Below are 12732 nucleotides of genomic sequence, written 5' to 3' on the forward strand. Positions count from 1 at the left end.
TATGACCCGCTCCCTCGACGGAATCCCGGACGATCCACAACTGTTCCGCGGCACGGTCGCCTATACGACGCGCCTTTCGCCCACGTTCCAGCGCGTTACCGTCCGCTCAACCGAAATGCTCGACTTCCACTGGCTCGGCCTCGACCATTGGTTCCGCCTGTTCATTCCCAGGACCGGACAGGGCCCCGAGGCCTTCGAGCTCCCCGGCATCCACGGCCGCGACTGGTGGAAGAAGCTGCAGAAGTTCCCCACGGACGACTACCCCTATATCAGCAATTACACGGTGGCGGACTTCCGCATCGTCGAATCTCCGGCCGCCCCCGGCACTCCGGCCGAGAGGTATGCGGAGATGGACATCGACGTGGCCCTCCACCCCGATGAGCGCGGGGATTTCTCCGCTCCCGTCTCGGCCTGGGCGACCAGCTGCATTGCCGGCACACCCATCGCCATCCTGGACCAGGGCCTGTTGTTCCTGCCGCCGGAGGACACGGAGGAATACGTCATCGCCGTCGACGACACCGGCCTGCCCGCGGCACGGCAGATCGTCGCCGACCTGCCCGAATCGGCCCGCGGCAGAATAATGGTCGAGGTCGCCCACGCCGCGGACATCGAATCCTGGGAACGCCCGGCGGGCCTGTCGCTGACCTGGCTGCCGCGCGACGATCACACGATCCGCCCCGGTTCCCTGGCCCTGGCCGAAATGCAGAAGATCGACGCCATCAATCCCAGCGCCTATGGCTTCGTGGTGGGCGAATCGAAGCTGGCCACCGGGGGCCGCCGCGCCCTGGTGGCCGCAGGCCTGGGCAAGGACCGGATCACCTTCTCCGGTTTCTGGCGCCTGGACTGAAATCGATCACCCCACGTTTTGTACTTCTGCTCCCTTGGCACCGCTGAGATCAGGGGTGCCAAGGGAGCAGAAGTAGAAAACGCAGAAGGGACCTAGGCGTAGTAGCGGCCCAGGACCTCGGCCTCGAGTTCCGCGAAGCGGTCGGGACCCTCCTCGATCGCCTGCCGCATGGAATCGACCAGGCGCACCGTCCAGCGCTCATTGTGGATCGTGCACAGGGTGGAGAACAGCATCTCCTTGGCCTTGTACAGATGCCGCAGATAGGCCCGCGAATAGTTCTGGCAGGTATAGCAGTCGCATTCGGGGTCGATCGGGCCGAAGTCCCGCTTGTGCTTGGCAGCGGAAATGTTGAACCGGCCGTCATTGGTGTACAGCGCGGCATTGCGGGCCACGCGTGAGGGCGAGACGCAGTCGAAGGTGTCCGCACCGGTCTTGACCGCCTCGAACAGATCATCCGGCTCCGAAATACCCAGCAGGTGGCGGGGTTTATCCTCCGGCAGCTCCTCGCACACCCAGCGGATGATCGTGCCCAGGTTCTCCTTCTCCAGGGCCCCGCCGATCCCGAAGCCGTCGAAGTCCATGGCGCCCAGGTCCCGCGCGGCCTTGCGCCGCAGGTCCTCGTACTGCGCACCCTGCAGCACCCCGAACAGCGCCTGATACGGCCGGTGGCTGCGTTCGGCGGTGAGCCGCTGGTGTTCGGCCACGCAGCGGACGGCCCACTTGCGCGTGCGCTCCAGGGACTCCTCCTGATAGCCGCGCGTATTGACCAGGGTGGTCAATTCGTCGAAGGCGAACATGATGTCGGCGCCCAGCCTGTGCTGGATGCCCATGGAGACCTCGGGGCTGAACCGGTGGCGGCTGCCGTCCAGATGGCTCTTGAACCACACGCCGTCGTCGTCAACGAAGCTGTGGCGCTCCTTGCCGGCGGCCACCGCGTCGTCGTTCTGCTCCCCCGTCGCCTCCATCGAGATGACCTTCTTGAAGCCCGCGCCCAGGCTCATCACCTGGAAGCCGCCGGAATCCGTGTACGTGGGGCCGTGCCAGTTCATGAACCGGCCCAGGCCACCGGCCTCGTCGACGATGTCCGGGCCCGGCTCCAGGTACAGGTGGTAGGCGTTCGACAGCACCGCCTGCGCACCCAGGTCCTCGATCTCATCGGGGCGGACGGCCTTGACGCTGGCCTTCGTGCCCACCGGGATGAAGGCGGGGGTGCGGATATCGCCGTGCGGCGTGTGGATCACGCCGGTGCGCCCACCGGTGGGCAGGGTGGCGCCCACCTCGAAACCGAACCTCGCGCGGTCGTTGACGGGGGCCTCGGCCGCCGAGGCCGCAGCCGGCACTGTGCCGGCGGCACCTGCCAGGGTGGCCGGGCCCGCGAGGGTCCCCGCCGCAGCGGCGGGCGCGTCCGCGCTCATGCGTCCTCCGAGATCTTCACGGGCTCGTTGACGAAGGGGTAGAGCATCTTGCCGGGGTTCATAATGCCCAGCGGATCCAGGCCGTGCTTGATGACGGCGTGGATGTGCTTGCTCGCCGGGTCCAGTTCCTCGCCCAGCCACTTGGCCTTGAGGTAGCCCACGCCGTGCTCGCCGGTGACGGTGCCGCCCAGGTCCAGGCCCAGCTGCATGATCGCGGCGAACAGTTCGCGCGCATGTTCGGTCGAGGTCGCGTCCGAGGCGTCGAACAGCACCGTGGGGTGCATGTTCCCGTCGCCCACGTGGGCACAGGTGGTGACCTCGGCGTCGGTGAAGCGGGCGTCGAGTTCGAGCAGGGCGGCGAAGAACTCCCGCATCTTCCCGCGCGGAATGCACACATCGTCGACCAGCGAACCGCCGCCGTGGTTGTTCACGTACTTCTCCGTGGCCGGCGACACTGCGCGGCGGGCGGCCACCAGCATGTCGGAGTCGGCCGGGTCGTCGGAGTACATGACGTCCAGCGCGCCATTGGCCTTGGCGACCTCTTCCAGGCGGGCCAGTTCGTCCTTGGCGCGCTCCAGCGAGCCGTCACCGTCGGACTGCACCAACAGCATCCCGGCGATCCCGTCCGGCAGGCCGAAGTCCTGGTAGTCGTTGACCATCGCGACGGTCTTGCCGTCCATGAACTCCATCAGGTTCGGCTTGTTGCCGGCGGCCAGGAAGTCCGTGACGGTGCCGACGGCGGCGACCTGGTCATCGAAGAGCACCATGGCCGTCAGGGGCGCCGGCAGAAGCGGCACCAGGTCCAGGGTGATCTCCACGACCACGCCCAGGGTGCCCTCGGCGCCGATGAACAGCTGGGACAGCTCCAGGCCCGCGACGTCCTTCTTCGTGTGCCGGCCCACCGTGGTCAGCGTGCCGTCGGCCAGGACCACCTTGAGGCTGCGCACGTACTGGCGGGTCACGCCGTACTTCACGCAGCACATGCCGCCGGCGTTGGTGGAGACGTTGCCGCCGATCGTGGAGATCGCGACCGAGCCCGGGTCCGGCGGGTAGGCCAGGCCGTGCGGGGCCAGCTGATCCTTCAGGTCCTTGTTGATGATGCCCGGCTGGACCGTGCACGTCGATTCCACGGGGTTGACGTCGAGCAGCCGGTCCATTTTGTGCAGGCTCAGCAACAGGCTGCCGTCCACGGCATTGGCGGCGCCGGCCAGGCCGGTGCGCGCCCCCTGCGGGACGATCGGGATGCGGTTGGCCGCGGCGAAGCGCACGGTGGCCTGGACGTCCTCTATGGTCTCCGCGCGGACCAGGCCGCGGGCCGTGCCGAAGGGGCAGAACATGGCGTGGTCGATGGAGTACGAGGCCACGACGTCGGCATCGGTGACCAGGGCGTGCTCACTGCTCAGGGCCGCGCGCAGCGGGCCCAGGTCGACGGGGGTGGCCGCAGGGGTCAGGCCCTGCTGTTCCGGCTGCGTCAGATCTACCAATTCCATCAGGCAATACCTCCATCGGTGGCGGCCGGGGCGCCCGGCGCGGTCCGGTACTTCGATTCCAGGCCCGAGGCGACCTCGACCACCCGGTCCATTGCGGCTTCGGGGCCCACGGAGATGCGCACGCCGTCGTGCAGATTGCGCACGGCCAGACCCGCGGCCTTGAACGCGGCCTCGATCCGGTCGGAGTCCTCGTGCACGGGCAGCCAGACGAAGTTGCCCTGGGCGCTGGGCACCGGCCAGCCCTGTTGGCGGAGGCGGTCGACCAGGCCGTCGCGCAGTGCTGCTACCTCCTTGGCGCGGACCTCGACCTCGCCCTGAGCCGCCAGCGAGGCGGATGCCGCTGCCTGGGCGACCGCGGAGACGGAGAACGGCGGGATCGCCTTGTGCAGTTCGTGGATGATCTCCGGGGCCGCGAGCGCATAGCCGATGCGCAGCCCGGCCAGGCCGTGGGCTTTGGAGAAGGTGCGCAGCACGACCAGGTTCTTGTGCGCGGGCAGGGTGGTGGGGCCGTCGGCCGTCTGCGGGTCGTTGGCGAATTCGATGTAGGCCTCGTCGAGGACGACCAGCAGGTCATCGGGCACGGCGGCCAGCAGGCGGTCGAGTTCGTCCTGGTGCAGGGTGGGACCGGTGGGGTTGTTGGGGCTGCACAGCACCAGCAGGCGGGTGTCCTCGTCCACTGCGGCGGCGAGCGCATCGACGTCCTGGCGGTAGTCGGCGGTCAGAGGGACCGGACGGGCCTGCGTGCCGGAGAGGGCGGCGAGCTGCGCATACGATTCGAAGGACGGCCAGGGGAAGACGACATTGTGGTCTTCATCGGCGGCCAGGCGGAACAGGGCGGTAAGGATCTCCGAGGCTCCGGCACCGAAGATGACGGAGTCCGTGGAGACGCCGAAGTGCGCGGCGGTCTGTTCCGTCAGGGCGGTGACCCCCGGGTCGGGATAGTTGGCTGGGAGGACGGCGGCGTCCACCATGGCCTGGGCGACCTGCGGCAGCGGCGGCAGGTGGCTTTCATTGCTCGACAGCTTGTAGGTCTGCACGCCCGGAGTGGGGGCGGCGGGCTTGCCGGGAACATATGCGGGGGTGTTTTCCAGCGCTGAGCGCAGTCGGACTTGACTCATTCTTCCATCTTCGCATACGACACACCTGCTGAGACGACTCAGTCCACCAAGTCCCCGGACCGCGCTCCAGGCCAGGTGGAATGCACATGTAGGCGTTTGTACAGTCGCATGCGCCCGCGGAACATGAAAGCAACCTCAGCAGCACTCCACACCACGACTCCGGTGATTCTGCGTACACTCGCAAGCAAGACCCCGCCGCCACTGTACGGTCGCCCGCAGATGTAGGCCTATACATGTTGAATGCAGGACAGCAAAGGAGCGGCCCGCATGAAGAAGCCCCGCATCACCCCACTGATCATGGCCTTCGCCGTCCTCATCGTCGGCTACAGCCTGTTCGACGAGGTCAGCCATCTGTCGGGCATCGCCACATTCGCCGTGGCCGCTTGCCTGTTCGGCATCGCCTTCAATTCGCCGGACAAGCGCTGAGGGTTCCGTTGACCCACCGCCGTCCACCCCACCACTACGATGGGCCACATGGATGAGCAGCGGCAGTGGCGCGAGGACATTCTGGGGCCGGACTTCGAGGCCACCCGGCTCGACCTGCCCGACGCGGCCCGCGCGACCCTGGTCAGGCACGTGCCCGCAGCACCGGAACCGGCCACCGCCCCACCCCGCGACACCGTGGTGCTGCACCTGCACGGCTGGTCCGACTACTTCTTCCACCGCGAACTCGCCGAGTTCTGGTCCGGCCGCGGCACCCACTTCTTCGCCCTGGACTTCCGCAACTACGGCCGCAATCTGATCCCCGACGCCTCCTGGCCACTGCTCGGCCAATCCTGGGATGAGGATCCGGAGATCGCCGCCTACCTGGCCGCGCAGTGGAACGAATACGGCACCCGCGAACTCGCCGAGGCCGCCCCGGAACCGTCCCAGCGCCCCGGCTATGCCTCCAGCATCGCGCTGTACAACCAGGACATCACCGCCGCCCTGCGCGTGATCGGCGGGCTGCACCCCGGCGCGCGCCTCATCGTCTCCGCGCATTCCATGGGCGGCCTGGTCGCCACACTATGGGCCGCCGATCTGCACGCGGGCCGCGCCACCTCGCACGCGGGCGACACCGCACAACCCACCGTCGGGACCCCGACCCCGGACCCAGCAACCGACCCGCTGGGCGGCCTGGGCGAGTTGGCGGGCCTGTGCCTGAACTCGCCCTGGCTGGAGTTCCAGTACTCCACGGCGGTGCGCAAGATCCTGATGCCGGTGATGCGACTGAGCGCCCGACGGCCCGATGACCGCATCAAACCGCTGCCGATCGACATGCCGAACTTCTACACCCTGGCCGCCGCGGAAACGCATGGCCGCCCACAGTACGATCTGGCCCTCAAACCGGCCGGCAGCTTCCCCGTCTACCCCGACTGGCTCTCCAGCATCTTCGCCGGTCAGGAGCGCATCTACGACGGGATCGACGTGGGCGTGCCGGTGCTGATCCAGACCTCGGCCAAGACCTACCAGTCCCCGCGGTACTCCTCGAAGATGACGCGCGCCGACATCGTGCTCAACGTGGACCTGATCCGCCGCGCCGGCGCCGAGGTCGGCGACACCGTCGTGCTCCAGCGGATTCCCGGCGCTGTGCACGACGTCTTCGCCTCGGCTCCGGAGCAACTGCACCGCGCCTACGCCGGTATCGCCCACTTCGCCGCCGGCTATCTGGACGCCTGAGCAACGACCGCACTGACCGCGCAGGCCGCGGACACCCGTGCGGCCGGCTCGCACACCTCCTATCATCGGAGCATGACCGACACCACATCAGAACCGACCTCAGCCGAACCCACTCCGACCGGCGCCGCCGCCGCGCCAGAGTCCCCGACCCCCGCCTCGGCCTGGGCGACGCGCTTGGCCAGGCGCGCCCAGGGCGGTCCCAGCGAACTGGCCGCAGTGCTCGCGCTCTCGGGAGCCGGCGGCGACCTCGTCGACTTCTCCGGCGGCTTCCCCGACCCCACCCTGTTCGACACCGGGCTGCTGGCCGAGCTCGCGGCCAAGGCGATCGAGACCCGGCCCGAGGTCTCCCTCCAGTACGCCTCCAATCTGGGCCTGCCCTCGCTGCGCGAGGCCCTGCGCGCGGACTTCTCCCGCACCCAGTCCCGGGTGCCCGAGGAGGACGAACTCATCGTCACCTCGGGCGGGGTGGACGCAATGACCCTGCTGAGCAAGGCGCTGCTGGATCCCGGCGACGCGGTGCTGGTCGAGTCGCCGTCCTATCTGGGCGCCTTCGGCGTCTTCCGCACCCACGAGGGCGTGTGCGTGCCCATGGCAGGCGACGCCGCGGGCCTGGACCCGGATTCCATCGGCCCCGCCGTCGCGACCGCCCGCGCCCGCGGAGCCGAACCCAAGATGCTCTACGTCATCCCCGATTTCCAGAACCCCTCGGGCCTGTGGCTGTCCACCGAGCGCAGGCAGGCCATCATCGATGCGGCCCGCCGCCACGGCCTGCTCATCATCGAGGACGTCGCCTACCGCGACCTGGCCTTCGACGGCACCACCCGCCCGTCGATCTGGGAGCTGGGCCCCGATGTCACCGTGCAGATCGGCACCTTCTCCAAAACCTTCACCCCCGGCACCAGGATGGGCTGGGCGGCCGGGCCCGCACCGGTGATCGCGGCCCTGGCCGAGGCCAAGACCAACACGGACCAGTGCGCCGGCGCCCTGGGCCAGTGCATCCTGGAGGACATGCTGCGCACCGGCCACTACACGCAGGCGCTGCCGGGCCTGCGCGAGGCCTACGGGCAACGCGGCCGGGCCCTCATCGGCGCATTCGCCCAGGTCCTGGCCCCGGCGGTGCCCGACGCCACCTGGACCGAACCGGCCGGTGGCTTCTTCACCTGGGTGCGCCTGCCCGGCATCGACACCAAGGAACTGGCCACAGCCGCCGCCTCCCACGGCGTCGCATTCGTCCCCGGGTCACCGTTCTACGCCGATGCGCGCCGCAGCGAGCACCTGCGCATGTCCTTCTCCCGCACCCCGATCGAACGGATGCCCGAGGGCGTGGCCCGGCTGGTGGGCGCCATCGAGTCCGTGCGCTGAGCCCCGGCCCTCGAACATGGGGCGGTTTGTTTCAGATTGGACTGTTCAACCGGTCCAATCTGAAACAAACCGCCCAACCATTTCCCCTGCCCCACTGCACACCCCACACGAAACGCCCAGCCCCCTCCCATTGTCTTTAACGATATGTCGTAATACAGTCGTGAGTGATCGCAATACAGTCACAGAGGAGGAACCATGAACATCCACGACAATGACGACGACTTCCCCCGCACCCATGCGGGCCACGGCGGACGCGGCCGCGGCTTCGGCGGGCCCGGTGGGTTCGGCGGCTTCGGGTCCTGGGACGGCAACGGTGGCTTCGACCCCTTCGGCATCTCCGATGTCATGCGCAAGATGGCAGGGGGCGGCCGCGGACACGGGCGCCGGATGAGCCGCGGCGACGTCCGCCAGGCGGTGCTCGCCCTGCTGGCGGAGGAGCCCATGCACGGCTATCAGATCATCCGCGAACTCGAGGAGCGCAGCGGCGGCACCTGGAAGCCCAGCGCCGGCTCGGTCTACCCGACCCTGCAGATGCTCACCGATGAAGGCCTATTGGAGGCGGCTGAGGACGCGGGCAAGAAGGTCTACTCCCTGACCGAGGCGGGCCGCTCCGCCGCCGCGGAAGAGGCCGACGAGCCCAAGCCATGGGAACAGGCGGCGGGCCGCGGGTTCGGCTCCGGCTTCACGATGGAGCTGGGCAAGGAACTGGCCAAGCTGGGACAGGCGACCAGCCAGATCATGCGCGGGGGAACCAAGGAACAGGCCGAGGCCGCCGCCACCGTGCTGGCCGATGCCCGCAAGGGCATCTACCGCATTCTCGCCGAGGACTGATCGAACAAACCGGGGCGGTGCGCACCGGGAGGCTATGGCTTCCGGTGCGCACCGCCTCGGCGCGTAATGGCGCTGTTCGCCCGGGCTCGTTCGTATCGGCAGGTGACCCGGGGATTGTCCCGGATGGAGGCGTTCACTAGGCTGTGCGGTATATCGCATTCAGCCTATGGAAGGACGCCCGTGAACGGTGCAAATCGCCTGGTCAACACTCTGGTCAAGAACGGGGTGGAGGTCTGTTTCGCCAACCCCGGAACCTCGGAGATGCACTTCGTCTCCGCCGTCGAGGACGTGCCGGAGCTCCGCTGCGTCCTGGCGATGTTCGAGGGCGTCGTCACCGGTGCCGCCGATGGCTACGCCAGGGTCGCCCGCAAGCCCGCCGCGACCCTGCTGCACCTGGGCCCGGGCCTGGCCAACGGCATGTCGAACCTGCACAACGCCCTGCGCGCGGATTCGCCGATCGTCAACATCATCGGCGACCACGCTACCTACCACCGCCAGTACGACGCCCCGCTGACCAGCGATATCGAAGGTGCGGCACGGCCTTTCAGCGACTGGGTCCGGACCTCGCCGACCGCCGATTCGATCGCCACGGACACCGCGGCCGCCATCGCCGCATCCCAGACCATGCCCGGCCAGATCGCCTCGCTCATCCTGCCGGCGGACACCGCCTGGACCGAACCCCAGGTCGATGCCCCACTGCCGGACGCAGTGGTACCCAGGCCGCAGCCGGTCGACCCGTCCAAGGTCAAGGCCGTGGCGGAAATCCTGACCCGCGCCAAGGAACGCGGCGAGGGCGCCGGCCTCATCCTCTCGCGCAATGTCACCGACCCCGAATCCCTCGAGATCGCGGGCCGGATCGCCAAGGCCACCGGCGCCCGCCTGCTGCTGCTCAACATGACCGGTGTCGCATCCCACGGGGCCGGCCGCGTAGCCGTCGAGCGGATCCCCTACGCCGTGAACGACGCTGTGGAATTCCTGGCGGACTTCCAGAACCTGGTGCTGGTGGGCACCAAAGTGCCGGTGTCCTTCTTCGCCTACCCGGACAAGCCCAGCGAGCAGTTCGCCCAGGGCACACTCATCCAGGAACTGGCCACCTCGGTCTCGGATCAGCGCGGTGCGCTCGAGGCACTGGCCGCCGAACTGGGCGCCACCGACCTCGAACCGGACCTGCCGGAACTCAAGCTGCCCGAACCCCCGACCACCGGAGCAATCACGCCTCGCTCGGTTGCCGAACTCGTCGTCAACCGGATGCCGGAGAACAGCGTGCTGATCGATGAGTCGATCACCTCCGGCGGCTGGTACTGGCCACTGGCGGCCACCGCCCGTCCGCACGAGTACCTCAGCGGCACCGGCGGCTCGATCGGCTACGCCATGCCGGTCGCCGTGGGTGCGGCGATCGCCGCACCGGAATCACAGGTCATCACCCTGGAGTCGGATGGATCGGGGATGTACCAGCTGCAGGCCCTGTGGACCCAGGCCCGCGAGAACCTCAACATCGTCACGCTGATCTTCTCGAACAACAAGTACCAGATCCTGCGCAATGAGATGGCGAACGTCGGTGCGACCTTCGGGGAGCGCTCCGAGCGCCTGCTGGATCTGTCCGATCCGAACCTGGACTGGGTCAAGCTGGCCGGCGGCATGGGCGTGCACGCAGAACGTGCCACCACCATGGAGGAACTGACCGCGGCCCTGGACACCGCGCTGGCCACCGACGGCCCGGCCCTGATCGAGGTCGACCTCTAGAAGTCCGCCCTCCCGGGGACTTCCACTGGGAAGTCCCCGGGACCAGGATCCGGGTTTTGGCCGCAGTCGGCAAAACAGAAGGACCCCGCCTCAACGAGACGGGGTCCTTCTATCAAACGCGGTAGCGGAGGGATTTGAACCCTCGGTACGGGGTTACCGTACACAACATTTCGAGTGTTGCACCTTCGGCCGCTCGGACACGCTACCGCTAGATACTCTAGGGCAACTCGACCATCCGGGGCAAACCAGCAGCCACTCCATCGACGCGAGCTTCATCACACCGCGCTCCGCCCACTCAGCACCCGCTCCACTGAGCAGTCACTTTGGTCTGGGTCTGGGCCCAGGAGCGGACCAAAACGCCTGCTCAGCGGCGGGAGGCGAAGAAGTCGCGCAACTGGGCCGCGGCCTCGGGGGCGCGGATGCCGGCGTAGACCTCGGGGTGGTGCAGGGCGGCACGGTCGCGCGGCAGGTCCCAGACGGAACCGCAGGCGCCCGCCTTGTCGTCATGGGCCCCGTAGACGATGGTGTCGACGCGCGCGGCCAGCGCGGCACCCGCGCACATCAGGCACGGTTCGAGCGTGACCACCAGCGTCGCGCCCTCCAAGCGCCACCGCCCCAGGGCCGAGGCCGCGCGCCGCAGCGCCAGGACCTCGGCGTGGGCGGTCGGATCGCCGGTCAACTCGCGTTCGTTATACCCCTCGCCCAGCACCCGGCCGGCGGAGTCGACGACCAGGGCGCCCACGGGCACGTCCCCGGAGTCCAGGCTGTGCTCGGCCAGCCGCAGGGCCCGGCCCATCCACTCCAGGTGCTCCCTCCGCGGACTCAGACCGGATACGGGACTCAGCGCGCGGCCTCGAGCGAATCCGCGAAGCCCACGACCTCGCCGATGTGCGCCACAATGCGCGCCGGGTCCGACTGGTACTTCTCGACCTGTTCCAGGAGCTCGGCAGCGTCGACCCCACGGTCGGCGAAGATATCGGAGTCCCCACCGGTCTCGCCGTCGGATTCGAAGTCGAGCATTTCCAGGTCCTCGTCCTGGTCGTCCTCCGGTTCATCATCGGAATCGTCGGAGTCCGCGAAGTCCTCCTCTGCGAAATCCTCCTCCTCGTACTGTTCGTCCTTGGGCGAATCGAGGTAGTCGACGAAGAGCTCGGCATAGGGACTGGCTGCGGCCGCGTCGATATCGGAGATGAACACCTTGATCTCATCGCTGGGCAACAGCCGGACGATGGCGAACCATTCGTCCTCGTGTTCGACGACCGCCACCGAATCGCCGTCCCCTTCGCCTGCGTTGACCATCATGTCGATGAGGTCGTCCAGGCTGGAGGCGTCGTCGACGTCGATATCGACCAGCTTGAAGGTGGAGCCGTTTTCATTCAGTACTGCGGTGAAGTAGGACATGCCTCTATTGTGTAGCCTCCGAGCGGCTCCGACCACCTTTCAGACCCCTCCTTTCAGGCGATATTCTTCTGCTATGGAACTCCACGTGGCAGATCACCCGCTCATCGCCCATAAACTCACCGTCCTGCGCGATGAGCGCACGGACTCGGCCCGCTTCCGGCAGCTGACCGACGAACTGGTCACGCTGCTGTCCTATGAGGCCACCCGCAATGTGCGCACCGAGCCCAAGGTCATCACCACCCCCGTGGCACAGACCACCGGCGTCCAGTTGGCCACCCCCAGGCCGGTCGTCGTGCCGATCCTGCGCGCGGGACTGGGGATGCTCGAGGGCATGCTGCGCATCCTGCCCACCGCCGAGGTCGGATTCCTGGGCATGATGCGCGATGAGGAGACCCTGGAGGTCACCGCCTACGCCGAGCGCCTGCCGCAGGACCTGACGCACCGGCAGGTCTACATCATCGACCCGATGCTGGCCACCGGCGCCACCCTGGAGATGGCAATCGACTTCCTGTTGGAACGCGGGGTGCACGAGGTCACCGCCGTGTGCCTGGTGTCCGCCCCGGAGGGCGTCGAGGCCATCCAGGCGAAGTACGACGGGCAGGCGAACATCACGATCCACACCGCTGCCCTGGACGAACGGCTCAACGAGAACGGCTACATCGTGCCGGGGCTGGGCGATGCCGGCGATCGCCTCTACGGCGTGGTGTGATCGACGCGCGACGCCCAGCGGGCGCGGCGCGCGAACGACCCGCGCTGTCATATTCCGTCACATTGGGGCCCCGGCTCTTCCATATGACACCTGCATGAAGAATAATGACAGTCATGACCCGAATCCTCCCGATGCACATATGCGCACCGCGCGGCAG

General features: G+C 68.0%; 12 protein-coding genes and 1 tRNA gene. 7 read left to right on the plus strand and 6 right to left on the minus strand.

Features of this window, described 5'->3' with window-relative positions; translation table 11 throughout:
• The first annotated feature begins 1 nt into the window (after position 1).
• Complete coding sequence (locus NQ034_RS12535; protein ID WP_257049230.1) at positions 2–847, plus strand: siderophore-interacting protein; 846 nt, start codon at positions 2–4, stop codon at positions 845–847.
• A gap of 92 nt (positions 848–939) precedes the next feature.
• On the opposite strand, the gene tgt is transcribed toward NQ034_RS12535, so the two are convergent.
• The 3 genes from tgt to NQ034_RS12550 are packed head-to-tail and all read right to left on the minus strand — an operon-like array spanning position 940 to position 4870.
• On the minus strand, positions 940–2262 hold the full coding sequence (gene tgt, locus NQ034_RS12540) for a tRNA guanosine(34) transglycosylase Tgt (RefSeq protein WP_257049231.1): 1323 nt from the start codon (positions 2260–2262) through the stop codon (positions 940–942).
• A complete protein-coding gene (locus NQ034_RS12545) occupies positions 2259–3752 on the minus strand; it encodes an FAD-binding oxidoreductase (RefSeq protein WP_257049232.1) in 1494 nt (497 codons plus the stop codon). Before NQ034_RS12545 ends, tgt begins: the two co-directional genes overlap by 4 nt.
• A complete protein-coding gene (locus tag NQ034_RS12550) occupies positions 3752–4870 on the minus strand; it encodes a histidinol-phosphate transaminase (protein WP_257049233.1) in 1119 nt (372 codons plus the stop codon). The genes NQ034_RS12545 and NQ034_RS12550 overlap by 1 nt, the downstream gene beginning before the upstream one ends.
• A gap of 267 nt (positions 4871–5137) precedes the next feature.
• Between NQ034_RS12550 and NQ034_RS12555 the strand changes: the two genes are divergently transcribed.
• The 5 genes from NQ034_RS12555 to NQ034_RS12575 all read left to right on the plus strand — a co-directional run bounded on the left by NQ034_RS12555 (position 5138) and on the right by NQ034_RS12575 (position 10465).
• The gene (locus NQ034_RS12555; protein WP_257049234.1) at positions 5138–5296 is read left to right on the plus strand and encodes a hypothetical protein; all 159 of its coding nucleotides are present in this window, start codon (positions 5138–5140) and stop codon (positions 5294–5296) included.
• A 48-nt stretch (positions 5297–5344) separates the two neighbouring features.
• The gene (locus NQ034_RS12560; protein WP_257049235.1) at positions 5345–6529 is read left to right on the plus strand and encodes an alpha/beta hydrolase; all 1185 of its coding nucleotides are present in this window, start codon (positions 5345–5347) and stop codon (positions 6527–6529) included.
• Positions 6530–6601: 72 nt separating this feature from the next.
• Complete coding sequence (locus NQ034_RS12565; RefSeq protein WP_257049236.1) at positions 6602–7891, plus strand: aminotransferase-like domain-containing protein; 1290 nt, start codon at positions 6602–6604, stop codon at positions 7889–7891.
• Between the two features lie 345 nt (positions 7892–8236).
• Positions 8237–8722: a PadR family transcriptional regulator gene (locus NQ034_RS12570; RefSeq protein WP_373456761.1), complete on the plus strand. Its 486-nt coding sequence runs from the start codon at positions 8237–8239 to the stop codon at positions 8720–8722.
• Positions 8723–8902: 180 nt separating this feature from the next.
• Positions 8903–10465 carry an acetolactate synthase large subunit gene (locus tag NQ034_RS12575; protein WP_257049238.1) on the plus strand — a complete coding sequence of 521 codons (1563 nt, stop codon included), beginning with the start codon at positions 8903–8905 and terminating at the stop codon, positions 10463–10465.
• Between the two features lie 119 nt (positions 10466–10584).
• Here NQ034_RS12575 and NQ034_RS12580 read toward each other — a convergent pair.
• The 3 genes from NQ034_RS12580 to NQ034_RS12590 form a co-directional block, all read right to left on the minus strand.
• Positions 10585–10672, minus strand: a tRNA-Ser gene (locus tag NQ034_RS12580).
• Positions 10673–10829: 157 nt separating this feature from the next.
• Positions 10830–11270 (minus strand): nucleoside deaminase, encoded by a 441-nt coding sequence (locus NQ034_RS12585; RefSeq protein ID WP_257049263.1) that lies wholly within the window; start codon positions 11268–11270, stop codon positions 10830–10832.
• 35 nt (positions 11271–11305) lie between these two features.
• Positions 11306–11866: a tRNA adenosine deaminase-associated protein gene (locus NQ034_RS12590; RefSeq protein ID WP_257049239.1), complete on the minus strand. Its 561-nt coding sequence runs from the start codon at positions 11864–11866 to the stop codon at positions 11306–11308.
• Between the two features lie 73 nt (positions 11867–11939).
• Here NQ034_RS12590 and upp point away from each other — a divergent pair, with 73 nt between their 5' ends.
• The gene (gene upp / locus NQ034_RS12595) at positions 11940–12575 is read left to right on the plus strand and encodes a uracil phosphoribosyltransferase (RefSeq protein ID WP_257049240.1); all 636 of its coding nucleotides are present in this window, start codon (positions 11940–11942) and stop codon (positions 12573–12575) included.
• The last annotated feature ends 157 nt before the right edge of the window (positions 12576–12732 follow it).

Origin of the sequence: Brevibacterium moorei, from assembly GCF_024580735.1 — a bacterium.
GTDB lineage: Bacteria > Actinomycetota > Actinomycetes > Actinomycetales > Brevibacteriaceae > Brevibacterium > Brevibacterium moorei.